This is a genomic window from Pantoea sp. BJ2, from assembly GCF_040255075.1.
GTDB lineage: Bacteria > Pseudomonadota > Gammaproteobacteria > Enterobacterales > Enterobacteriaceae > Pantoea > Pantoea leporis.
Window position 1 is genome coordinate 573,870 of record NZ_CP158293.1, and the last position, 23,955, is coordinate 597,824.

The window sequence follows — 23,955 nt, forward strand, 5'->3', positions numbered from 1 at the left end:
CGCACAGTGTGCAGCAGATTAGGGCATAAGTGAAAGCTATCACAATAATGATGGAAATTTTCATCTTATGAATGAGATTGTGATAATAATTTTTACCACAAAATCACTTCAGGGATAAAAATTTATGTCATCACTGTTCAGCGGTGCCTCTTCAGGGGGTTGGTTTGAAAAAGCCCAGCGGTTTGGTAAGTCGTTCATGTTACCGATCGCCGTGCTACCGGCGGCCGGTTTGCTGCTGGGCATTGGCGGCGCACTTTCCAATCCCAACACCGTCAAAGCCTATCCATTCCTCGATGTCGCCTGGCTGCAAGGCATGTTCACCATCATGGCGAGCGCCGGATCGGTGGTGTTCGCCAACCTCGCGGTGCTATTTGCGGTTGGCGTAGCGGTAGGATTGGCCAAAAGCGACAAGGGCACCGCAGGATTGGCCTCGCTGCTGGCTTATCTTGTAATGAACGCCACCATCAATGCGCTGCTGACGCTGACCGGCGTGCTGGCGCAGGGCAACCTTAGCGCGGTGGGACAAGGCATGGCGCTCGGCATTCAGACGCTGGAAACCGGCGTATTTGGTGGCGTGGTGATCGGGCTGGTGACGGCCATGCTGCATAATCGCTACAACAAAATCGCCCTGCCGCAATTCCTTGGCTTCTTTGGTGGCTCGCGCTTCGTGCCGATTATCAGCTCCTTGGTCGCCATTGTGGTGGGCGCGGCGATGACCATCGTCTGGCCGCATTTCCAGAAGCTGATTTTTGGCATGGGCGGATTGGTGGATGCCACCGGTTATTTCGGCACCTTTATTTACGGCTTCGTACTGCGCATGCTCGGCCCGTTCGGCCTGCATCACATCTTCTATCTGCCGTTCTGGACCACCGCACTCGGCGGCAGCGAAGTAATCAACGGACATCTGGTGGAAGGCACGCAGCGCATCTTCTTCGCCCAGCTTGCCGATCCCCACACGCAACAATTCTACATTGGCACCGCGCGCTTTATGTCCGGGCGCTTCATCACCATGATGTTTGGCTTGATCGGCGCGTGTCTGGCGATGTACCACACCGCTAAGCCGGAAAACCGTCAACGCGTGGCCGGATTGCTGCTGTCGGCGGCGTTGACTTCTTTCCTTACCGGCATCACCGAACCGATTGAGTTCTCGTTCCTGTTTGTCGCACCGGTGCTGTATGTCATCCACGCGCTGTTTGATGGGCTGGCGTTTATGATCGCCCACATCCTGCACATCACCATCGGCCAAACCTTCTCGGGCGGCCTGATTGATTTCATTCTGTTCGGCGTATTGCAGGGCGAAGCGAAAACCCATTGGTGGTATGTCCCGCTGGTTGGCGTGCCGTGGTTCCTGCTCTATTACTTTACTTTCCGCTTGCTGATCACCCGCTTCAATTTCAAAACGCCGGGGCGCGAAGACGCCAGCGTTGATACTGCACCTATGGTCGCCGGAGAACGTCCACTGCAGGTGATCGCGGCTTTAGGCGGCAAGCAGAACATCGCCGAACTGGATTGCTGCGCCACACGTCTGCGCATCACGCTCATCGACAGCAGCAAACTCGATGAAAACGCATTGAAAGCTACCGGCGCACGCGCCGTGATCCAACGCGGCAAAGGCGTGCAGGTGATTTATGGCCCGCACGTCACCATTATCAAAAATGAAGTAGAGGAGTTACTTGCGCTATGAAAGCACCGATGCTGGCCCAGATTCAGGGAAAACTGGTGGTCTCGTGTCAGGCTCTGGAAGATGAGCCGTTACACAGCCCGTTTATTATGTCGCGCATGGCGTTAGCGGCGATGGAAGGCGGTGCGGCGGCGATTCGCGCCAACAGCCTGATCGACGTGCAGCAGATTATGCAAACCGTGGATTTGCCGATTATCGCCATTATTAAGCGCGACTATCCCGGCAGCGATGTGTATATCACCGCGACGCTGCGGGAAGTGGATGAGTTGATGGTGGCGAATCCGGCGATGATTGCGCTGGATGCCACGTTACACACACGTCCCGGCGATTTGCAGTTGCCGGCGTTGGTGGCAGCGATTCGCCAACGCTATCCGCAACTGTTGCTGATGGCGGACATCGCCACGGTGGAAGAAGCGCGTCAGGCGGCGCAATTAGCTTTCGATTGTGTCGGCACCACGCTGCACGGCTACACCGCAGAAACGCAAGGCTGCTATTTGGCCGCCGATGATTGCCGCTTCCTGCGTGACGTATTGGCTGCGGTAAAGGTGCCGGTGATTGCCGAGGGGAATGTTGAAACGCCGGAAATGGCGGCGCATTGTCTGGCGCTGGGCGCGCATGCGGTGGTGGTCGGCGGCGCGATTACGCGTCCACAGCAGATAACGCGCCGCTTTGTGAATGCCATCAATTAATTTTTGAGGTGCCCATTAGGCACCTCGCCTAAGGTTATCCACAATCCCCGTGCGTAGAGTCGCCGTTAACCTGTGGATAAAACTCGCCTCGCACCACACCGCGCCCGATGCGCGCAGGCGGTTACTTTTCGCACGATTGTGAATCTCAAACACGCTAATACATTTGATGCGTTAGCGTGTTTAGGTGAGTCAGTATCCGGCGTTAAACCGAATCTTCTTTTTCGATCACTAATACGCGCGCTTCGCCTTGCGGGTGCGCAACATGCTCGGTGCCGATGCTGGCGTAAAAAATGTCGCCGCTATTCAGCAGCACTTTCTTCACCTCGCTTGCTTCGCGGTAATGCATCTCTACCGCACCATCCAGCACTGCAAACACTTCTTCGCCATCATTGATGTGCCACTTGTAAGGTTGATTGGTCCAGTGCAGACGCACGCTGGTGCCGGCGAAGTTGGCGATGTCTAATGCATCCCAAGCTTTGGCGGGAGAGAAGTTTTTGCTGACGTAGGTTTTCATGCGATATCCGTGTGGGGGAGAACTGCGTTGATGATACACACAGCCCGGGCGTGCGGCGGGACATGCGCAGGCCATTTACGGACATTCAGATACAACAAAGCCGCCCGAAGGCGGCCTTAACACAACTGCTTGTGCAATTAACTTATTTGTATAACTCGGCAGTCATGTGTACGCGGTTGTTAGTGTTGGCTTCAGTAATTTTATACTGAGCGCCCTGCTCTTGCGCCTGCGCTGCGATTTTCGCTTCTGCACCATCCAGAGTAGAAGACTCAACAGATATACTCTGTGCAAAGCTAGCAGCAGACATCATTGAAAGAGCAGCAACAGCGGCGATAGACAGTGTTTTGATAGTTTTCATGGTCATAATCCTTAGTGGTTTAACGAGAAGGCTGTGTGCCTTCGATGGGAATAATAATAACCTACGTTATCGTTTCAAAATTAACCATTAGTGCGATCACGATAACTTACGTAACTATACAGTTGCTGCGTTATATCGACAAAAAAGGCCGCCCGTAGGCGACCTGTTCTGGCACATCCGTATGCAACCATCCGTTATTTGTAAAGTTCTGCGGTCATGTGTACGACGTTGCCGTTGCTCGCTTCTAAAATTTTGTACTGCTCACCATTCTGTTTTGCCTGCGCAGCGATTTTCGCTTCAGCACCATCCAGAGTCAGCGAGGTTGCTGAAACAGTCTGTGCGAAGCTGGCAGCAGACATCAGTGAAAGAGCGGCGGCAGCGGCGATAGTCAGAGTTTTGATAGTTTTCATGGTCGTATTCCTTTGGTTGTTTGATTTGAAAGCTGTGCGCCTTCGATAGAAACAATGATAACCATTGAAACTATTATCAGATTAACTATTAGTGCGATCACAGTTAATCAACTCATTATCACTATGCCAGCTCGAGCTCGGTGATGACCTTTTTAACTTTTGCCACATCCATAAGCGCTTTAGCGGTGCGCGGAAACAGTCCGCCGCACACGGAATACCACACTTCACAACCGGCGGTTAGGCCTGCTGCGGCAAAGACATCAGAAACAAAAATGCCCTCTTACGAGGGCATGGATTATCGCTACAGGTCGGGGATTATTTCAGCGCGATGCGCGCAATCTGATCCTGGCCTTTGGTTGAGGAGTCTTTGTTGAACTCCGCTTTCAACGTGACATACAGCGTGTTGTTGTCCGGGCCAATCAGCAGGCTGTTTGGATTGTTATCAAACGACCAGCTGTTTTTCACCGCGTAAGTGGTGGCATCCAGCTGCAGTACTTTCTTCGATTCGCGCTGGCTGATGTAGATCTCATTACGCTTAGCGTTGAATTTAATCGCCAGCGCATCACCTTCAATACGCTTGATCACTTTCCCAGTGCGCTCATCAAACACCAGCGTGGCTTTGCCTTTCGAATCATCGGTTACGAACAGGCGGCCGGTAGCCGGATCTTCCGCCATGTTCAGGAACAGATACTTTTTACCGTCGCCGGCGGTCCAGCGCTTCTCAATTTTGTGGGTGCGTGGATTGATCACCAGAATCTCGCCCGCGCCGTTGGTCGCGTAAATGCGCTCAGTTAGCGGGGAATAGATGATGCCGGTTACCCATTTGCCTGCATTCTTGATGGTGGCTTTCAGCTTGAAGGTTTCCTCATCAACCACCGAGATGTAACCCGGATCGGCTACGCGACCGACATACAGCTCGTTGCCGTGCCACAGCACTTCACGCGCGCCCGCCGGATAACCTTCTTTATCTTTCTTACCTGGGAAGACTAAACGTTCCAGCACTTTGCCGCTCTGCGCATCCACTTTAGAGATAGCGCCATCCAGCGAGTTGGTGGTGTAGAACACGTTGCCCGCTTCATTGATCGCCGTACCAAAGTTTTTCAAATCGGTATGCGTAACGCCTTTGGTTTCCAGTGTGGTTGGGTCGAGACGATAAATTACACCACCGTTAACGTCTTTAAAGCTCTGCGCGCTGGCAACGTATAACGCTTTCGCAGCAGGCGAATACGCCATTTCATACAGGCCATCGCCCAGCGTGCGCTGGGTCAAAGAAGTATCAACTGGCTTGGCAGCGGCGGCTGGCGCTTCGGCTTTTTTAGCCGGAGCCTGGCAAGCGGTCAGGCTGAATGCAGCGACGATCGCTGCCGCTACGGCGGCTTTGCGCGGGCTAAATAACGATTTCATGCTCAACTCCATCAATGGATGAACGGCTCCGTTACGCGCGTACGCGTACGGAAAATACAAGAAGAATGAGAATCATACGCATTAGCATAAACTTAGCAACTTTCTCGACGATCTTCCTTACGTTGCCGTAGATCGATTCCAGCATGCCGCACACCTTTCTTTACTAAAAACGTCCAAATATCGCCTTAAAATAGGAAAACGTTAGCAATTAACAGGTTATTTTCACCCGTAAACCGTTGATTCATAGCTTACTTACACATTATTACAATTATAGTTGCAACCTTCCGCAGATTCTTTAAAGCAAATGATTATCATTGGCTTTCTCAATAAATACGCAGTGGCGCTTTGCGTGCCTTCTCTTCTGCCCTTTTGGGCGAATGAGTCACGACGTTAACGATAAAACGAGGCAAAACAGCTTCCTATAACACGCGTTTCAACAGGAAATTTTATGTCTGGCATCAGGAAAACCTTTAACGTCTCACTGCTGGCGGTGACGATTCATGCCCTGCTTACGCCAAGCCCGGCGCAGGCAGCTAGCGATTCGCCGCAGGATTTGGTGGTCGAGGCATCCGCAACCGGCGACAGCGATAACAATGAAAAGCAGGATTACGCGGTAAAAACCACGCGAGCGGGCACTAAGCTGTTGCTGACGCCACGCGATGTACCGCAGTCGATGAGCGTGGTAACGCAACAGCGCATGCAGGATCAGAACCTGCAATCGGTGAACGATGTGCTGACCAACGCCACCGGCATCTCGACCAATCTGATCGACAGCGAGCGCTCGGAATACTATTCGCGCGGCTTTAAAGTCACCAACTTCTCGTTCGACGGCATCCCAACGTCAGTTAATGACAACTGGAACTACGGTGATGCCGCTTCTGATACCGCCATTTACGAGCGTATTGAGATCGTACGCGGCGCAACCGGATTGATGACCGGTGCGGGCAGCCCGTCAGCATCGATCAACATGGTACGTAAACACGCCGACAGCAAAACCTTTACCGGTGCGGTCAGCGCCAGCTACGGTAGCTGGAACAAACAGCGTTATGTTGCGGATCTCTCTGCACCGCTAAACCAGGATGGCAGCCTGCGCGGCCGCGTGGTAACCGGTTACAGCGATGAAGACAGCTGGCTCGATCGCTACCACAAAACCAAAAAATTCCTCTACGGCGTGATTGATGCCGACATCACTGAGCACACCACGCTGTCGCTGGGCTACGACTACGAAGATGCTAACACCGGCAATCCAACGTGGGGCGGCTTGCCGATGTTCTACAGCAACAACGCCACCACGCATTACGATCGCAGCCTCAACTCCGCCGCCAACTGGGCGCGCTACAACACCAATTCGCGCAAAATATTCGCCGACATCGATCATAACTTCGATAACGGCTGGAACATCCACGTCAACGGCACGCACGCCGAGAACACCTTCAACGATAAGCTGCTATATGTGATGGGCAGCGCCGATCAGGACAGCGGCGAAGGCACCACCGGCTTCGGCAGCATGGATCGCGGTAAACGTCAGATGGATTCGTTCGACGGCTACGCCAGCGGTCCGTTTGAGCTGTTAGGTCGTCAGCATCAGTTAATGGCGGGCGTGAGCTACAGCCGCCAGCACAACGCCACTTACAGCCAGGATGGCGTTACCGATCTGGAAAACTACAACATCGCCTCAAACGATATGGGCATTTTCAATAACAGCTGGAACGGCAACATTGCCGAGCCGCAGTGGCAAGGTTGGTATCAGAATGCCGACGATACCATTCGCCAGAAATCGGCTTATACCGCCGCACGCTTCTCGCTGGCCGATCCGCTGTCGCTGATTATTGGTGCGCGTTACACGCAGTGGAGCACCAACGGCAGCAGCGGTGATATGACGAACAATAACACCACGCCGTACGCTGGTTTGGTGTACGACATCAACGATACCTGGTCGGCGTACGGCAGCTATACCTCGATCTTCCTGCCGCAAACCGATCGCGACATCAACGGTAAATACCTGTCGCCGGTAACCGGCAAAAGCTATGAAACCGGTCTGAAGTCCGCCTGGTATGATGGTCGATTAACGGCGACGGTGGCGGTATTCCGTATTGAGCAGGACAACGTGGGTCAGGCGATTAATGGCGTCTACCTGAGCGGCAACGAACAGGCTTATGCGCCCGCCAAAGGTGCGGTCAGTAAAGGTGCGGAGTTTGAGCTGAATGGCGCGCTAACGGATAATCTGCAGCTGACGTTCGGTGCCACACGCTACGTGGCGCGGGATAAAGAGGGACGTTTCAACAGCTATCAGCCGCAGACTTCCTTTAAGCTGTTTACCCGTTATCAGCTGCCGATGTTGCCGGATCTCACGGTTGGCGGCGGCATCAACTGGCAGAACCGCGTGTTTGAAGATGCCACCAATGCCAGCGGCGATAGCGTGCGTGTTTATCAGGGCAGCATTCCGCTGGCTTCGCTGTTTGCGCGCTATCAGGTGACTAAACAGGTGGCGGTGCAGGCGAACGTCGATAACCTGTTTGATCGCGAATATTACAGCTACATGAACAGCTACGTTTATGGCGCACCGCGCAGTGTTTCGATGAGCGTTTCGTATCAGTTTTAATTAAAGTCTCAAGGTGCGCATTTATGCGCACCTCTCATCAAACCTTGTTTTTATAATTGAAACTGATCTGCGAATTCTGTTCTTTCGGCAAGCGCCGCGCCTCTAAATAAACCGATTTCCAGTATGGATTATTTAGCGAAGAGCGCATCACGCCCTGACTCACCGACGCGTGCAGGAATTGATGATCGGTGTCATAAAAGCCGACGTGCAGCTCACGTTTAATGCGGAAGAACACTAAATCACCGGGTTGCAAATGCGCCTGATCCACCGGTTTGCCCATGGCAATCAACTCTTTGGTGGTGACGCGATCCATCGGAATATTGAAACGATCTTTCAGCGTGCGCCAGACAAATCCCGAGCAATCGACGCCGGTTAATTGTGTGCCGCCCCACTGATATTTGGTCCCTTCCCACGAATGCATTTGATCGTGCAGCGCGGCAATCACCGGGATTAAATCGGGCTGTTTGCCGTTGTCTGCCGAGGTATCAACGCTTTCCTCAGCAGGCGCATGCGAAGACTTCGAAGAACAACCTGCCAAAGTGAAAACAAACAGGCAGGCGATAACTTTGCTGGCGGCAGAATTGATCATGTGTTGGTGATTTCGCTGAGGGAGACAGTGGTCAGAGATTTATACCGTAAAAAAGTTGCAGAAATAAATAGGCGCGCAGTGAAATCTTTTATTTGTCGGTTGATTTTACCTAAGTTTACGCAACGGTAACATCTTGTATTTGAGTTAAAAATCTATTTCCCGCGCTGCGCTTTTTCTGTGCAGGAGAATATTTGCGCTCCTGCACAGAACGACATCAATTTCGACTTACAGCTGTACGTTTAATACTTGCCGGAGAAATTCGCGCTAATACGCTGCGCCAGATAATCCTTCGCGGAAATAGGCGGGTATTTTTTCTCCGGTCCTTCAATAATCACATCTTCATTCGCCTGGCAGAAAAACGCCAGGCTGTAGCGTGCCGGCACCGATTCACCAGGCAGCGGATTGCTGACGCGATGGAAGTTCGACGGTAACTTGTCATCACTCCAGCGCATCAACATATCGCCGATATTACAGGTAATTAAGCCTTCCAGCGGCGGGATCGGCGTCCAGATTTGCTCTTCCATCTCTTTGCCCGGACACACCTGCAAACCGCCCTGCCCATCACGCTGGAACAGCAAGGTCAGACAATCGAAATCGGTGTGCGCCCCGGCGCGCCATGGACCATCTGGCTCGCCGCTGATGGCAAAGTAGTGCAGCATCCGCAGCGTGCTTTGGTAGGTTTCGCGCGAAGGCTCATGCGCTTTGGCAAAGAAATCGTCGGGGAATCCCAACTTCAGGGCAAAACAGGAGAGCAAGCGCATCCCCACTTCCCAACACTGACGCTCGAACTTCAGTACATCATGCTGGAAACCCGGCAAGGTGGCCTCATCCGGCCACAAGCCTGCCATGCGCGGACGCGTCACCTGGTACGACTCTTTTTGGTCCGGTTTACCGGTAGATGGACGGATTTGCGCGCGGTATTCCCAGCCGGCATTGCGGCTAAGTGGATGACGCGCTTTGTCACTTTGCGGCAGCGAGAAAAAGCGCTCTGCGTTGGTAAAAGCCGCATTGATGTCGTCGAGCGGAATACCGTGGCCGGAAACCTGGAAAAACCCAATCTCGGTGGCGGCTTGCCACAGCTGATCGGCTATTTCCGCTTTACGTTGGTCGAAATCGGAGAGATCGATGATACGCACATCACGTGCAGCTTCTACGCCGCGCGCGCCCATACGCGACTCTTTCGCCAATTCATGCATGTCATAAGTGGTCTTTTCCATTGGTGCACCTCGTTATTGAGCGATAACGGATGACTCACCCGCAGCGTGGCAGTCATCCCCGCGCCTGCTGAATGCCGCAGGCGATCGAGCAATGACCCACCGGGTGAAACCACGGTTGACAGCTTCTACTCAGTTTCAGCCAAGCAAAGGCTGTGCCAGCACGCTGCGCCGCTTAAAATCAATACGTTAGGGAATCTGCCACATCCGGTCTGCACAATGGCGGTGCAAAACGCGCTGACTTGCCTCATCAATGAGCGGTCAATGAAGCAAAAGCCCGGCACCATCAATATCAACTATATTGCTTTCAGTGGGTTGCACGAATGGCATGCGCTTTGCTAAATCCCCACTGAGTATAAGCGGTCAGCGTGACAACAGATGCACGCAGGACATTGCTCTACAGCATTAGCTGTACCTCGTCAGGGGACGATGCGCATTACGCATCGTGAGCACGCCATGCGCCGCTACACCCCTGATGACGACAACAAACTCAACGTTTATTGGGGGTTATATGACAATGTCGCGTTTCCGTTTCTCCTTATTCGCTGCTCTGCTGAGCAGCTCTGCACTGTCGCACGCCGCCGACAAACTGATATTGCAAACCACCTGGGTCGCGCAGGCTGAACAAGGCGGTTATTACCAGGCGCTCGCCACCGGCATCTATAAAAAATATGGGCTGGATGTTGAGGTGCGCTCCGGCGGGCCACAGCTGAATAACATGACGCTGCTGCTGGCGAATCGTGCTGATGTCATCGTCAGCTACGATCTGCAAGTGCTGCAGGGCGTTGAGCGCAACTTCCCACTGAAAGCCATCGCCGCGCCGTTTCAGTTTGACCCGCAAGGCATTGTCACCCATGGCGATGTGAAGTCGCTGGATCAGCTGAAAGGTAAAACCGTGCTGGTTTCTGCCAGCGGACAAGCCAGCTGGTGGCCGTGGCTGAAAGGCAAATATCAGCTGCAGGATGGTCAGGCGCGCCCTTACACCTTCAACATGCAACCGTTTCTCGCCGACAAAAACACTGCGCAGCAAGCCTACGCCACCTCCGAAGTGCAGCAAATTAAAGAGGTGCAGCCGGACAGCAAATTCTATCTGTTTGCCGATTATGGCTATCCGGCATACGGCGGCATTCTGGTGACGCGCGACGATTTGCTGCAAAAAGAGCCGGATGTCATGAAGCGTTTTGTGGCGGCATCGATGGAAGGCTGGAAATCCTACCTTGCCAATCCGGCTGCCGGTAATGCGCTGATCAAAAAAGAGAACCCGCAGATGACCGACGCGGTTTTGGCCTTTGGCGTATCGCAGATGAAAGCCCTGCACCTGATTGACGGCGGCGATGCCGCGCAGCAAGGTTTAGGCGTGATGACGGATAAACGCTGGCAGGCAACGCGTGACTTTATGGTCAACGCCGGTTTACTCAAAGCGTCCACCGACTGGCAGAGCGCGTTTAGCACGCAGTTTGTCGCGGCGAAAGTGGAGTGAGGTGCTCATGAGCCAACTGCTAATTCAACACTGCGCCGCGATCCTGACCGGCGATAAACAGCAACCGCGTAGCAGCGCGCGCGATATTCGACTGCGCGATGGCCTGATTGTGGAGATGGGTGAACTCGATGCTGTCGCCGATGAAACCGTGATCGACGCCCGCGATTGCGTGGTTTATCCCGGCTGGGTTAATACGCATCATCATCTGTTCCAATCGCTGCTGAAAGGCGAACCCCAAGGTCTGAATCTAAGTCTGGGCGGCTGGCTGGCGGCGACGCCGTATCGCTTTCGTGGTGCCTTCGACGAACAGACATTTCGCATTGCCGCGCGGGTGGGTCTGGTCGAGCTGGTGCGTTCCGGCTGCACCACCATCGCTGACCATCACTATCTTTACTGGCCTGATATGCCGTTTGATGGCGCAGAAATCCTGTTCGATGAAGCCGACAAGCTAGGCGTGCGCTTCGTGCTGTGTCGCGGCGGTGCGACGCAAAGCCGTGGCTTAGAGAGCGACTTGCCCACCGCACTGCGCCCGGAAAGCTTTGACAGCATGATGGCCGATGTTGATCGTCTGGTGGCGCGCTATCACCAACCGCAGGATAGCGCGATGCGCCGCATCGTGATGGCGCCGACCACCACGCTGCACTCCACCACGCCGCAGGAGCTGCGCGAGAGCGCACGCCTGGCGCGTCAGCTCGATATTCGCCTGCACAGCCATCTGTCGGAAACCGTTGATTATCTCGATGCCGCACGCGCGAAGTTCGGTATGACGCCGCTGCAGTTTTGCGCCGAACACGACTGGATTGGCGATGACGTGTGGTTTGCGCATCTGGTGAAACTGCTGCCGGAAGAGATCGCCATGCTGGGCGCGGCGGGCAGCGGTATCGCGCACTGCCCGCAAAGTAACGCGCGCCTCGGCAGCGGCATTGCCGATTTGGTGGCAATGGAACACGCAGGCGTGAAGATCTCGATTGGCGTTGATGGCGCGGCCTCAAATGAAGCGGCGGATATGCAAAGCGAAGCCCACGCCGCCTGGCAGCTCCAGCGCGCGCGCAAAGGCATGCTGGCGCAGCCGCGTTATGCCGGTGGAACCTTTGAAGGCGGTGGCGACGCCGCCCGCATTGAAGACGTGGTGCGTTGGGGCACATCCGGTGGCGCGCAGGTTTTGGGCTTAAACACCGGCCGCCTTGCACCTGGCATGGCCGCCGATATCGCCATCTATCGGCTCGACGATCCGCGCTATTTTGGTTTGCACGATCCCGCCATTGGCCCGGTGGCCAGCGGCGGACGCGCCAGTTTAAAGGCGCTGATTTGTGCCGGAAAACTGCTGGTGCAGGATGATGTGATTGCCGGAGTGGATTTGGCGGAACTGGGCCGCGACGCTGCACAAGCGGTAAAAACCTTGCAACAACGCGCGGCGGTTTAACCGCGTTACGCCGCTGCGTCTTTCTTGCGCAGCGGTGATTCTGGCAGAAACAGCGATAGCACAAAGGCCAGCAGCATCACACCCGCCGCCATTTGAAAGGCTGAATGCACCGCATCGCCAAACACCTGCAAATAGGCTTGCTGCACATCATGCGGCAAACGGTGCACCGCATCAGGATCGAGCGTACGCGGCAATGCTTTGCCCTGCTCCACCAGCGTGGTCAAACCCGATTTCAGCACCTGGCTAAACACCGCGCCAAACAGCGCCACGCCAATCGAACCGCCAACCGAGCGGAACAACGTGACTGATGAGGTAGCGACACCGATGCGATCGGGCGTTACGGTGTTCTGTACCGCCAGCACCAGCACCTGCATCACCATGCCCATTCCCATCCCCAACACGCAGGCAAACAGGTAGATATGCCACAGCGGCGCATCAATGGTCAGCGTGGTCAGCAGTGCCATGCCGATAGCCGCCAGCAAGGTACCGCCAATCGGGAACAGGCGATATTTGCCGGTACGGCTAATAATGCGTCCGCTGACGATGGAAGTGATCAGCAATCCGCCCATCAGCGGCAGCAGCTGTAAACCGGCTTCGGTCGGCGTCGAGCCCTTCACCACCTGCAGATAGAGCGGTAAAAACGTCACGCTGCCAAACAGCGACATGCCAACGATAAACGCCATCAAACTGGCGAGCGAGAAGCTGCGATTGCGGAAAAGTGACAGCGGAATAATCGGTTCCCAGGCGCGGCGCTCCTCATAAATAAAACCGAGCACACCAATTACACCAAACGCCAGAATGCACCACAGTAGCGGATCGGACCATTCACGTAACGTGCCGCCTTCGCTGGTAAACAGCGTAATACCCACCAGCGCCAGGCTGAGAAACACCGCGCCAGGATAGTCAATCTCATGCGGCTTGCGTTTGTTGTCGGTCTTAAACACCGCGTTGATGATCACCAGCGCAAACAAACCAAGCGGCAAATTGATGTAGAAAATCCAGCGCCATGAAGCGTGCTGCACGATAAAACCGCCCAGTAGCGGCCCAATCACCGTTGCCAGACCGAAAACGCCGCCAAACAGGCCCTGATATCTACCGCGCTCTTGCGGGGGAATCACATCGGCGACCGCCGCCATGCTCACCACCATCAAACCACCGCCGCCTAAGCCTTGCAGCGCACGAGTGAAAATCAGCTGCTCCATATTCTGCGCCAGACCGCACAGCGCCGAGCCAATCAAAAACAGCACCACCGAGATCTGCAGCACCGATTTACGACCAAACAGGTCGCCGAATTTGCCGTACAGCGGCACCACAATCGTCGAAGCCAGCATATAAGCGGTGACGATCCACGACAGGCGATCGAGCCCACCCAGTTCGCCGACGATAGTCGGCAACGCGGTGGAGACGATGGTTTGATCCAGCGCCGCCAACAGCATCACCAGTAATAAAGCGCTCATCAGTAAGCGAACAGAAGGAGGATTCTCCTGCCCGCTGCCCGACTGCGGCGCGAGTGTTTGGGGTTTCATAACAGACACCAATTGAAATTAATTAAATACACAATTAATATTGCCTGCAGTCTGGCATGAATCAAGTGAGCGAGTAAAGATGACCGCACGAAAAGTCCCTGCTGACGATATGGCTAACGCAGTCAAACCCCGCCGTCCCGGCCGTCCGCGCGGCGGCGCGATCAACGTGCAGCAGCGCGAACATCTGCTCGACATCACCTTAGCGCTGTATGCCGAAAACGGTATCGGCGAAACCTCGCTCAATGCGATAGCGCGCAAAGCGGGCGTGAGTCCAGCGATGCTGAATTACTATTTTCAGTCGCGCGAATCGCTGCTGGATATTGTGGTTGAGGAGCGTTTTTTGCCATTACGCCAGCGCCTGGTGGCGCACTTTATGGATGACCCGCGCGATCCTGTCACCACCTTCAGCGCCTTTATCCGTGAAGTGGCGGACATCGTCACCACACACAACTGGTTCGCGCCGCTGTGGATGCAGGAAGTGATGCAAGGTGAAGGCGGTTTAGGTCAGCACATTAAAAAGCGCTTTGGTCACGGTGAACGTGATGAAGTGAAAAAACTGATTGAGGGCTGGCAGCAGCAAGGATTACTCAACCCCCATCTGGAGCCACAACTGCTGATGACTTCGATTCTCAGCCTGGTGCTGGTGCCCTTTACCCGCTTTGCCAGCGATCCCGCGTACTCGCGTGAAATCATTGTCCAGCACACGTTGAGTTTGTTTTGTCAGGGGATCCAGTCAACACCCTAAGGTCGCCATTCATGGCGACCTTAATTTAAACCAATTTATCCTCTGTAAAGGATGAAACTCTATTTATCCCCCACAAAGGATAGAGTTGACATTATCCCTTCGAGCGGATAATGTCACTAATATCCTCATCAGAGGATAATCCTGGCTTTCGCATCGATCCTAAATGAGAATAAGCGATGATTTACAGTCCGCGTCAACTTGCTCATCACGTCAGGCTAATTCGCCAAAAAAATCATTGGACGCAAAGTGAGCTGGCGAAAAAAGTCGGCCTTAAGCAAGCCACCATATCTCACTTTGAAAACAATCCCGACCTCACCACGCTCGCGACGCTGTTCAAAATTTTACAGTCACTTGATCTAAAAATGGACGTGCAGGAAAAAGACCCATCGGCTGTAAATGGTCAGGAGAATGACTGGTGAAACAGGAATTGATTGCCTGGATGAACGGCGAACGCGTAGGCATTCTCACGCGCAATACCAACGGTGCGCATACTTTCCAATATTACCCGAGCTGGTTGAGCAATCGCCTTGCCAGGCCTTTATCTCTGTCGTTGCCATTACAGTTGCCGGTGATCACATCCACCGCAGTGCTCAACTATTTTGATAATCTACTCCCTGACAACCCTTTAGTACGCGATCGCATTGTCGCGCGTTATCACGCGAAATCGCGTCAGCCTTTCGATCTGCTAAGTGAAATCGGCAAAGATAGCGTCGGTGCCGTCATGCTGCTACCACCGGAAAATACGCCCGCCGATTTAGGATTGAACTTCGAAAGGCTGAATGAAGATAAGCTGGAACGTGTGCTATCGGCTTATCGGACCGATATTCCGTTGGGCATGATCAGTGAAGAACAAGACTTTCGCATCTCCGTAGCGGGTGCTCAGGAAAAAACAGCGTTGCTGGCAACGGACGATGGCTGGGCCATTCCGCATGGCGCCACGCCCACATCGCACATTATCAAATTGCCTATCGGTGAAATTAAGCAACCTTTTGCCACTTTGGATATGCGTGAAAGTGTCGAAAATGAGTATCTTTGCTTAGCGCTGGCGAGAGCGCTGGGATTTGCCGTGCCCGATGCGAGCATCATTCGCGCGGGCAAGATGAAGGCGTTGGCCGTGCAACGTTTTGACCGGCGCTGGAACCACCAGCAGACACAATTGCTACGGTTACCTCAGGAAGACATGTGTCAGGCATTCAGCTTACCGTCAGCACGCAAATATGAATCTGATGGTGGACCCGGTATCGCCGATATTATGCAATTCCTGATGGGATCCAGTAATGCATTGGCCGATCGCTATGCCTTTATGAAATTCCAGGTATTCCAGTGGTTGATTGGCGCAACGGATGGTCATGCCAAAAATTTCTCTGTTTTTATCGAACGCGGCGGAAGTTATCGTCTTACGCCTTTCTACGACATCATTTCTGTCTTCACCTCGATGGGCGGAAATGGTCTGAATATCCGCGACCTGAAACTGGCGATGAGTTTGAAAGCCAGCAAAGGCAGAAAAAATCAAATAGATAAAATTTTCCCTCGCCATTTTTTAGCCACGGCAAAGCAGGTGAATTTTGATCAAAACCAAATGATTGAAATTATCGATTTCTTTATAGCCGAACTGGCTGGCGCGATTGAGCAAGTCAGCAAAATATTGCCGACAAATTTTTCTCAGCATATTGCTGAACCGCTGTTTGAAAACAGCTTGCGCATGCTGGCTCGCCTGCAAAAATAATTTTTCACCCCCACCGAAACTTTCCTCCCTGCCCCAGCGAACTGAACTAGTGAGACATCCAAATCGGAACTCCCATACATCGCAGGAGCAAAAAATGAAACGCATCAAATCCCTCGTTTGTACCCTGACCATGACAGCAGCGCTGGGTCTTTCCGCCTTTAACGCCTGTGCCGCATTGCCGGTGGGCGCGAAAGCGCCGAACTTCGAACTGCAGGGCGCCTTGGCCGGTAAGCCGTTGACCTTCTCGCTGCAGAAAGCGTTACAGAAAGGCCCGGTCGTGCTCTATTTCTTCCCGGCGGCGTTTAGCGCGGGTTGTACCATTGAAGCGCACGATTTTGCTGAAGCCACAGACAGCTTCAGCAAAATGGGTGCCACGGTAATTGGCGTGACCGCGGGCAATACCGATCAGGTCAGCGATTTCTCTAAACTCGAGTGCCGCGATAAATTCACCGTTGCCGCCGATCCCGGTGCGAAAGTGGCGGCGCAGTATCAAACCACCATGCAGATGAAAGGCAAAACCCTTTCCGATCGCACCTCTTACGTGATTGCGCCCGATGGCGACATTCTGCTGAGTTACACTGACAGAAACCCGGACACACATATCGAGAAAGCGCTTGCCGCCGTTAAGCAGTACGACGCTTCTCACCCGCAAACTCATTAAGTAAAGAGGCCAGCGATGTTAACCGCCATGCTGGCCGCCTTCATCGGCGGCATCATTCTGAACTTAATGCCCTGCGTGTTTCCGGTGATCTCGCTGAAAGCGCTCGGCCTGTTGCGCCATACCGATAACGCCGCCAGCGCGCGTCGCGAAGGCTTGGGCTTTTTACTCGGCGTTGTGGTGACCATGATGGCGCTGGCGGGCATCCTGCTGGCGGCACGCGCCGGTGGTGCGGCGGTTGGCTGGGGTTTCCAGCTGCAATCGCCGTTGGTGATCGCCTTGCTGTCGCTGGTGATCCTCGCCGCCGCGCTCAATTTGCTCGGCGTGTTTGAAGTGGGCTTATCCGTGCAGCGCGTCGGCTCGGTTGATGTTGGTCGCGGTGCCTTTACGCGTTCGGCGTTGACCGGTGCGCTGGCGATCGTCGTCGCCACGCCGTGCGCCGCACCCTTTATGGCGAGCGCCATTGGTTATGCGTTGGTGCAGCCGCCTGCCGTCGCCTTAGTGATCTTCTTTGCGCTGGCCATCGGCTTCGCCGCACCGTTCACGCTAGTTTCACTGTTCCCGGCGCTGGCGAAATTCCTGCCGCGTCCCGGCGCATGGATGGATGTATTGAAACGCGGTCTGGCGTTCCCGATGTTTGGCGCGTATGCCTGGCTGGTGTGGGTGCTGGCGCAGCAAGCGGGAAGCGCGGCGCTGGCCACCTTGCTGGCCGCTTCCGTGGTGGTCGCCTTCGCCGGCTGGTTGTACGGCATGGCGCAACATCGCCACTTTGCCGGTAAAAGTCACAAGGTGCTGTTTGCCGTTACGGCGCTGCTGATTATCGCGGTGATCGCCCCGCTGCCAACGCTGATCAAACCCGGTGCAGGCCTGGCGGGCGATCAGTTGACGGCGGAGGTGACCAAAGCCAAATGGACGCCGCAGGCGGTTGAAGCGCAGCGCGGTCACGGGAAAGCGATCTTTGTCGATTTCACCGCATCCTGGTGCATCACCTGTCAGGTGAACGAGAAAACCTCGCTCTCAACCCAGGCGGTTAAAGAGGCCATCGCTAAAACCGGCACGCTGTACATGGTGGCAGATTCCACTAAATTTAACCCGGACGTGGATGACACCATGAGTGAGTTTGGTCAGGGCGGATTACCGATGTATCTGGTCTATCCTGCTGACGGCGGACCGCCCAAAGTGCTGCCGCAGGTGCTGACACCGAGTATTGTGGTGAACGCACTGAACCAGGCGAGCAAGAAGGCGTAAGAACAACAAGGCGGATTATGCAAACAAGCGATAGCGCGCGCGAAGGTTGGCCCGCGCTAATGGAACAGGCGCAGGCGGGCGATCAGCTCGCCTATACCCGACTGCTGAAAGCGCTGGTGCCGGTGATTCGTTCGCAAACACGCAAACAGATCGCCGATGATGCACTGGTAGAAGATGTGATTCAGGATGTGCTGCTAACGGTGCATCGGGTGCGTCACACCTATGATCCTGCCTACCCTTTTTTACCCTGGCTGATGGCGATTATCTCGGCGCGCGCGATTGATGCGCTGCGGCGACGTGGCCGCCATCAGCAGTGGGAAGTTAACAACGATATCGTGCCGGAAGCCGCCAGTGCGCCAGACGCACCGCAGCAGGACTCGCAGGAAGAGCTGGCCGGATATCTGCGCCAGCTCCCTTCGCGTCAGCGCGAAATTGTCGAACATGTGCATCTGCGCGAAATGAGCCTGACGGAAGCGGCCGCGCATAACAATCTGAGTGTGGCCGCAGTGAAATCGCTGCTGCACCGCGCGCTGACCAATCTGCGCCGCTTTGGAGCCAATCATGACCGATCATGACCTGTTAATTGAAAAACTCGGGCGCGAGATGCGACCGGTTAAACCGCTGCGCTCCACTAGCTGGCGCGTTATCACATGGCTGTTGCTGGCATTGCCCTGCGGCATTGCCGCCAGCTTCCTGGTGCAGCGCAGTGTCACCGACTGGGCGCAGCCGGGCGCGCTGCAGGCGATCTTGCAGCTGGTGCTGGCCTTTGTACTCGGCACGCTGGCAATTCGTAGCGCTTTCAACATGAGCATCGCCGGACGCCGCAGTATCAGCTGGAAAGCGCTACTGCCGATTGGCCTGCTGTGGCTCGGCATGAGCATCAGCCAGATTCCCGGTGAAGTGCCAATCGAACATGACAATGACAGCGCGCGCTGCTTTACCTTTCTGCTGGTGGTCAGCACACCGATGATGGTGCTGATGATCGCCAGCCTACGCCGCACCCGCGCATTGCATCCGGTGCGCAGCCTGGCGATGGCCGGTTTGGGCGTCTCCTGCATGGCGGTCACGCTGCTGGCATTTTGCCATCCGGTGCATCTGCATCCGCTGGATTTTGTCATGCATCTGGCGGCGATAGCGACGATTGTGGCGATGACGGTGCTGGTGGGGAAACGTTGGGTGACGTTGAAGTGAGTCGAGTGAAAGAGTGCAATGGTTAAGTTAATTCTTTGGTGTGATATTTCCGCGCAAAAGATTAAAAATCGGCTCACTCACATTGTAAATACGCTATTTCTAAACTATAGAATAATAGCAATATAATTACATTCCCATCAATTACCTCATCCAAGGATACGTATGAAAAAGTTACTTTTCGTATTATTAGCAAGCTCGGTATCTTTCAGCTCACTCGCCGCAGACCTGATGAGCAAAGTTGAGTTTGAAAAGGTAAAAGATCAGTATGTAGAGGTAGGGAACATTTCCACCTCAGGTGAAACGGATCCCGCCAGCGCCAGAGAGGAACTATCTAAATTGGCTGAAGAAAAAGGCGGCGATATCTTTGTCGTAACCTCCGCGAATACCAATAACAAAATACATGGTACCGCCATCGTTTATAAGAAAAAGTAAGTTTCCATTTTGCCTCAGTATAAGCTTAAAAACCTAGATTATACTGGGGCATTATTTTCAATAAATTAAATTGCCGATCCGGTTGCCTGACAATAAAGCGGATAGTGAGTCGCGATATTTTAATTATGCAAAAGCGGCCCCTATGAGCCGCCCTTTTTAATCAAAATTTACTGCGGAATCACTTTCTCCGCTTTAAGTCGATCAAATAACTGCGTAAATGAATCCAGCGTTGAACGATAACCGGTAAAGCCCGCTTTGCGGCTCTTGCTCATATCGGTGAACGCTTCCATTGGGCGTCCCAAATCCGCGTCGGTATGCCACCAGGATGCCAGTTTAGTGATGTCCGCTTCACGCAATTGATAACGTGCCGCCACCTCGCGCCACGTTTCAGCCGCATCCTGCATGCGTCCTTCCAGTGGCATCATCTGCGCCGGATACTCCGCCGCTTCCACGCCAAAGTAAGCCGCCAGACGTGGCCACAACCAGTTCCAGCGGAACACATCGCCGTTCACCGCGTTGAAATCCTGATTGGCCCCTTCTGCCGCAGTTGCGGCCCACAGCAGCTGTTCCGCCAGCAAACCCGCATCGGTTACGTCGGACACACCGTTCCACTGCTCTGGCGAACCCGGGAAGATAAACGGCAAACCTTGCTCGCGGCACAGCGTGGCATACACCGCCAGCGTCTGGCCCATATTCATCGCGTTACCCAGCGCAAAGCCCACAATCGAGTGCGGACGATGTACGCTCCAGCGATAGCCATATTTCTCCGCACCGGCAAACACTTCGTCTTCCTGCGCGTAATAGAAGTTATCGACCGGCTGGCGGCCCTGCTCTTCGCGGAATGGCGTCACCGGCACTGCGCCTTTACCGTAGGCTTCGAACGGGCCGAGGTAATGCTTCAGGCCGGTCACCAGCGCCACATGCGATCCCTTCAGACGCTCGCCCAGTGCTTCAATGACGTTACGCACCATGCCGCCATTGACGCGGATGTTCTCTTTCTCATTTTCCTGGCGCGACCAGACGCTAAAGAACAGCGCATCCGGCTGCTCTTCTGCCAGCGCAGCACGCACCGCATCACCATCCGTCAGATCGGCGGTCAGGCTGCGGCAACCTTCCGGCACTGCGCCACGTCCGCGCGATAAACCGCTGACCTGCCAACCTTCGCGCTGCAATTTTTCCGCCAGCGCACGTCCAATCACACCGCTGATGCCTACAATCAATGCCTGCTTTTGCATTTCAATTCTCCTCGGTTTCAGTAATGATGAGTTTAATAGAGAATTTAATTCCTATCATTGGCATTAATTCACGGCATTCATAACCTGAGTTCACGAATCCATGCACGATCAGCGCCTGAAAGATATTGTCCCTTTTGTTGCCAGCGTCGAGGGCGGCAGCTTTGCCGCCGCCGCTGAGCGCCTGCATCTCACGGGTTCGGCGGTGAGCAAAAGCGTGACGCGGCTGGAAACCCGCCTGGGTTCGCGCCTGCTGGAGCGCACCACCCGCAGCCTGAAACTCACCGACGCCGGAAACGCCTATTACCAAACCTGTTTACGCATCATGGAGGAGCTGGCCGAAGCCGAAGCGGTGCTGGCGGCGCAGCGCACCATTCCTTCCGGGCGCTTGCGATTAGCGGTGCCGAACACCTATGGACGCCTCGGCGTGATGCCGCTGCTGATTCCGTTTTGCCACCAGCATCCGGATGTGGAGCTCAATCTGACTTTTTCCGATCGCTTTATCGATCTGTTTGATGAGGGGATTGATGTTGCGGTGCGCATTGGTGGATCGCCGGATCTGCCCGCCTCGCTGGGCTGTCGCCAGATGGGCCGCGAACGCATGGTATTTTGCGCATCCCCCGATTATCTGGCGCGCGTGGGTCGGCCCAGCAGCGAAGCCGAATTGTTGCAGCATCAGGCGATCATGTATGAACGTGTCGATGGCAGCACCAAGCCGTGGCTGTTCACCACGGAAGATGGCTATCCGCACTGGCGTAACCTGCCGCACCGCATGGCGCTGGGTGATGTGGATGCGCAGATGCAGGCGCTGTGTGCCGGATTAGGCGTAGCGCAGATGCCATCGTGGCTGGTGCGTGAACCGCTGGCGCGCGGTGAGCTGGAGATTATTCTGCCCGAGCAGCAGCCGGACGGCCTGGCCTTGACGCTGATTTGGCCGCGCCGCAAGCAGCTGCTACCCAAAGTGGATGCGTTGCTGGCGGCGTTAGAGGGATTGCAGATCAGATAGAAACATAAGATCAAAAGCGCGCGATGAATCGCGCCGCTATCCCTCTGAACACCTGGCGTAGCGGCGCAATTTATTGCGCTTTTCCTAATATCAACGATGGTTCAACCGGCGCGACAACCTGTCGCCAAAGAACTGCAGCACCGTCACCAATGCCACCAGCACCACAACCACCGTCAGCATCACCTGCATATCAAAACGCTGATAACCATAACGATACGCCAAATCGCCCAAGCCGCCCGCACCAATCGCGCCGGCCATCGCCGAGGCGTTAATCATCGTCACCAGCGTAATGGTAAACCCGCTCACAATGCCGGGCCGCGCTTCGGGTAGCAGCACATGCCAGATAATATGCCAGCGATGAAAACCCATCGCCTGCGCCGCTTCGGTCAGCCCTTTATCCACTTCGCGCAGGCTCACTTCGGCGATACGCGCAAAGAACGGCGTCGCCGCCAGCGTCAGCGGCACCACCGCCGCCCACACGCCGTAGGTGGTGCCGACGATCCAGCGGGTAAAGGGAATCAGCGCCACCATCAGAATCAAAAACGGGATCGAGCGGAACAGGTTCACCACCCAGCCCAGCACGCGATTCAGCAGCGGGCTGGGAAACAGATCGCCGCGTCCGGTTACCACCAGAATCACCGCCATCGGCAAACCCAGCGCCAGCGCCAGCAGCGACGACACGCCCACCATCAGCAGCGTATCCAGCAGCCCAATCCATAAACGATCAATAGCCAGTGACATAGCCCGGTATCTCCAGTTGATCCGCAATCGGGGTTAAACGCGTCCGCGCGGTGTCAGCGTCATGCTGCGCATCAAGCAGCAGCAACATTTGCCCGGTCGGTTTGCTGTCCACCCACTCCACCGCGCTATACATTAATGTCAGTTCCCCGCCAACACGTGCGCTTAGCGCCGCCAAATCCGGCTGTGCGCCCTGTCCGGTGTAGCGCAACCGCACCAGCAGACGCGAATCGCCACGCTCGCGCGTCGGCGTCAGCAGCGGTTGAATCGCTTCCGGCAGCGCGCTGAACTGCGGATTGAGCAGCTGTCGCGTGGTCTCTTGCTGCGGATTGCTGTACACCTGCCACACCGGCCCGCGCTCAATGATTTCGCCCTGATCAATTACCGCCACCTGATGGCAGAGATCGTGCACCACGTCCATTTCATGGGTAATCAGCACAATGGTGATGTGACGCTGTTGATTGATCTTCTTCAGCAGCGCCAGAATCGAGCGCGTGGTTTCTGGATCGAGTGCCGAGGTGGCTTCATCACACAGCAGCAATTCCGGATCGTGCACCAGCGCGCGCGCAATGCCTACGCGCTGCTTCTGCCCGCCGGACAATTGCGCAGGCCACGCGTGCTGGCGCTGCTCAAGGCCCACCAGCGCCAGCAGTTCATCCACTTTGCGCCGCCGCTGCGCCGCAGGCACGCCCGCCACTTTCATGGGCAGCTCAATGTTTTCGCGCACCGTTTTCGCCGACAGCAAATTGAAGTGCTGGAAAATCATGCCGGTACCGCGTCGCCAATCCACCAGCTGACGATCGCTCAGCGTGCTTAGGTCAATCCCGTCAATCACCACCTGGCCGCGAGTAGGCTTTTCCAGCCGATTAAGGCAGCGGATCAGCGTCGATTTACCCGCCCCGCTACGGCCAATGATGCCGAAAATCTCGCCGCGCTTAACCTGCAGATCGACCTCTTTCAGCGCATCCTGAGTTTGGCCGGGATAGCGTTTACTCAAGCCACGAATCTGCACGTGGATTTTCCCTGCCGTCTCGGCCGTCGGTGACAGCAACGCATCGCGCTCGCCGGGTAGCGTCAGGCTCACCATGC

Annotated in this window: 24 protein-coding genes and 1 pseudogene; 14 read left to right on the top strand and 11 right to left on the bottom strand. The window is 55.0% G+C overall.

What is annotated here, in order from left to right:
• Positions 1–124 precede the first annotated feature (124 nt).
• Together AAF463_RS22145 and AAF463_RS22150 are read left to right on the top strand one after the other, a co-directional pair.
• On the top strand, positions 125–1,684 hold the full coding sequence (locus tag AAF463_RS22145; RefSeq protein ID WP_350262103.1) for a PTS transporter subunit EIIC: 1,560 nt from the start codon (positions 125–127) through the stop codon (positions 1,682–1,684).
• On the top strand, positions 1,681–2,370 hold the full coding sequence (locus AAF463_RS22150) for an N-acetylmannosamine-6-phosphate 2-epimerase (RefSeq protein ID WP_101761682.1): 690 nt from the start codon (positions 1,681–1,683) through the stop codon (positions 2,368–2,370). The genes AAF463_RS22145 and AAF463_RS22150 overlap by 4 nt, the downstream gene beginning before the upstream one ends.
• A gap of 202 nt (positions 2,371–2,572) precedes the next feature.
• Here AAF463_RS22150 and AAF463_RS22155 read toward each other — a convergent pair whose 3' ends face one another.
• The 5 genes and pseudogenes from AAF463_RS22155 to AAF463_RS22175 form a co-directional block, all read right to left on the bottom strand.
• The gene (locus tag AAF463_RS22155; RefSeq protein WP_350262104.1) at positions 2,573–2,884 is read right to left on the bottom strand and encodes a cupin; all 312 of its coding nucleotides are present in this window, start codon (positions 2,882–2,884) and stop codon (positions 2,573–2,575) included.
• Between the two features lie 142 nt (positions 2,885–3,026).
• Entirely contained in the window at positions 3,027–3,242 is a 216-nt protein-coding gene (locus tag AAF463_RS22160; RefSeq protein WP_110866788.1) for a YdgH/BhsA/McbA-like domain containing protein, read from the bottom strand.
• A gap of 194 nt (positions 3,243–3,436) precedes the next feature.
• On the bottom strand, positions 3,437–3,652 hold the full coding sequence (locus AAF463_RS22165) for a YdgH/BhsA/McbA-like domain containing protein (RefSeq protein WP_007890154.1): 216 nt from the start codon (positions 3,650–3,652) through the stop codon (positions 3,437–3,439).
• Between the two features lie 121 nt (positions 3,653–3,773).
• Positions 3,774–3,896, bottom strand: a pseudogene (locus AAF463_RS22170) (dihydrodipicolinate synthase family protein); the annotation flags it as partial.
• Between the two features lie 71 nt (positions 3,897–3,967).
• Positions 3,968–5,056 carry a YncE family protein gene (locus AAF463_RS22175; RefSeq protein WP_350262105.1) on the bottom strand — a complete coding sequence of 363 codons (1,089 nt, stop codon included), beginning with the start codon at positions 5,054–5,056 and terminating at the stop codon, positions 3,968–3,970.
• Between the two features lie 448 nt (positions 5,057–5,504).
• Between AAF463_RS22175 and fhuE the strand changes: the two genes are divergently transcribed.
• Positions 5,505–7,658, top strand: coding sequence for a ferric-rhodotorulic acid/ferric-coprogen receptor FhuE (fhuE, locus tag AAF463_RS22180; RefSeq protein ID WP_350262106.1), 2,154 nt, complete (start codon positions 5,505–5,507; stop codon positions 7,656–7,658).
• 37 nt (positions 7,659–7,695) lie between these two features.
• On the opposite strand, the gene AAF463_RS22185 is transcribed toward fhuE, so the two are convergent.
• Positions 7,696–8,247, bottom strand: a complete 552-nt coding sequence (locus AAF463_RS22185; protein ID WP_101761687.1) for an NlpC/P60 family protein — start codon at positions 8,245–8,247, stop codon at positions 7,696–7,698.
• 239 nt (positions 8,248–8,486) lie between these two features.
• Positions 8,487–9,464, bottom strand: coding sequence for an isopenicillin N synthase family oxygenase (locus AAF463_RS22190; RefSeq protein WP_192413156.1), 978 nt, complete (start codon positions 9,462–9,464; stop codon positions 8,487–8,489).
• A 514-nt stretch (positions 9,465–9,978) separates the two neighbouring features.
• On the opposite strand from AAF463_RS22190, the gene AAF463_RS22195 reads away from it, so the two are divergent.
• Both AAF463_RS22195 and AAF463_RS22200 read left to right on the top strand, forming a co-directional pair.
• Positions 9,979–10,941 carry an ABC transporter substrate-binding protein gene (locus tag AAF463_RS22195; RefSeq protein ID WP_350262457.1) on the top strand — a complete coding sequence of 321 codons (963 nt, stop codon included), beginning with the start codon at positions 9,979–9,981 and terminating at the stop codon, positions 10,939–10,941.
• Between the two features lie 7 nt (positions 10,942–10,948).
• Positions 10,949–12,364 carry an amidohydrolase family protein gene (locus AAF463_RS22200; RefSeq protein ID WP_350262107.1) on the top strand — a complete coding sequence of 472 codons (1,416 nt, stop codon included), beginning with the start codon at positions 10,949–10,951 and terminating at the stop codon, positions 12,362–12,364.
• 5 nt (positions 12,365–12,369) lie between these two features.
• On the opposite strand, the gene AAF463_RS22205 is transcribed toward AAF463_RS22200, so the two are convergent.
• The gene (locus tag AAF463_RS22205; RefSeq protein ID WP_350262108.1) at positions 12,370–13,890 is read right to left on the bottom strand and encodes an MDR family MFS transporter; all 1,521 of its coding nucleotides are present in this window, start codon (positions 13,888–13,890) and stop codon (positions 12,370–12,372) included.
• Between the two features lie 79 nt (positions 13,891–13,969).
• On the opposite strand from AAF463_RS22205, the gene AAF463_RS22210 reads away from it, so the two are divergent.
• From AAF463_RS22210 to yahO, 8 genes are all read left to right on the top strand, one after another.
• The gene (locus AAF463_RS22210; RefSeq protein WP_192234669.1) at positions 13,970–14,635 is read left to right on the top strand and encodes a TetR/AcrR family transcriptional regulator; all 666 of its coding nucleotides are present in this window, start codon (positions 13,970–13,972) and stop codon (positions 14,633–14,635) included.
• 176 nt (positions 14,636–14,811) lie between these two features.
• On the top strand, positions 14,812–15,054 hold the full coding sequence (gene hipB / locus AAF463_RS22215) for a type II toxin-antitoxin system antitoxin HipB (protein ID WP_110866779.1): 243 nt from the start codon (positions 14,812–14,814) through the stop codon (positions 15,052–15,054).
• 20 nt (positions 15,055–15,074) lie between these two features.
• Entirely contained in the window at positions 15,075–16,361 is a 1,287-nt protein-coding gene (locus AAF463_RS22220) for a type II toxin-antitoxin system HipA family toxin (protein WP_350262458.1), read from the top strand.
• 94 nt (positions 16,362–16,455) lie between these two features.
• Positions 16,456–17,022 (top strand): peroxiredoxin, encoded by a 567-nt coding sequence (locus AAF463_RS22225; RefSeq protein ID WP_350262109.1) that lies wholly within the window; start codon positions 16,456–16,458, stop codon positions 17,020–17,022.
• Positions 17,023–17,037: 15 nt separating this feature from the next.
• On the top strand, positions 17,038–18,267 hold the full coding sequence (locus tag AAF463_RS22230) for a thioredoxin family protein (protein ID WP_192413167.1): 1,230 nt from the start codon (positions 17,038–17,040) through the stop codon (positions 18,265–18,267).
• 17 nt (positions 18,268–18,284) lie between these two features.
• Positions 18,285–18,842: a sigma-70 family RNA polymerase sigma factor gene (locus AAF463_RS22235; RefSeq protein WP_210080418.1), complete on the top strand. Its 558-nt coding sequence runs from the start codon at positions 18,285–18,287 to the stop codon at positions 18,840–18,842.
• Positions 18,829–19,458 (top strand): NrsF family protein, encoded by a 630-nt coding sequence (locus tag AAF463_RS22240; RefSeq protein WP_210080419.1) that lies wholly within the window; start codon positions 18,829–18,831, stop codon positions 19,456–19,458. The genes AAF463_RS22235 and AAF463_RS22240 overlap by 14 nt, the downstream gene beginning before the upstream one ends.
• A gap of 162 nt (positions 19,459–19,620) precedes the next feature.
• Complete coding sequence (gene yahO, locus AAF463_RS22245; protein WP_217548411.1) at positions 19,621–19,890, top strand: DUF1471 family periplasmic protein YahO; 270 nt, start codon at positions 19,621–19,623, stop codon at positions 19,888–19,890.
• A gap of 167 nt (positions 19,891–20,057) precedes the next feature.
• Here yahO and AAF463_RS22250 read toward each other — a convergent pair whose 3' ends face one another.
• Entirely contained in the window at positions 20,058–21,125 is a 1,068-nt protein-coding gene (locus AAF463_RS22250) for an SDR family oxidoreductase (RefSeq protein ID WP_350262110.1), read from the bottom strand.
• 100 nt (positions 21,126–21,225) lie between these two features.
• Here AAF463_RS22250 and AAF463_RS22255 point away from each other — a divergent pair, with 100 nt between their 5' ends.
• On the top strand, positions 21,226–22,128 hold the full coding sequence (locus AAF463_RS22255; protein WP_217548416.1) for a LysR family transcriptional regulator: 903 nt from the start codon (positions 21,226–21,228) through the stop codon (positions 22,126–22,128).
• A gap of 90 nt (positions 22,129–22,218) precedes the next feature.
• Here the strand turns inward: AAF463_RS22255 and AAF463_RS22260 are convergent, their stop codons facing one another.
• Positions 22,219–22,869 carry a methionine ABC transporter permease gene (locus AAF463_RS22260; RefSeq protein WP_350262111.1) on the bottom strand — a complete coding sequence of 217 codons (651 nt, stop codon included), beginning with the start codon at positions 22,867–22,869 and terminating at the stop codon, positions 22,219–22,221.
• Positions 22,853–23,953, bottom strand: coding sequence for an ATP-binding cassette domain-containing protein (locus AAF463_RS22265; RefSeq protein ID WP_350262112.1), 1,101 nt, complete (start codon positions 23,951–23,953; stop codon positions 22,853–22,855). Before AAF463_RS22265 ends, AAF463_RS22260 begins: the two co-directional genes overlap by 17 nt.
• Positions 23,954–23,955: the final 2 nt, after the last annotated feature.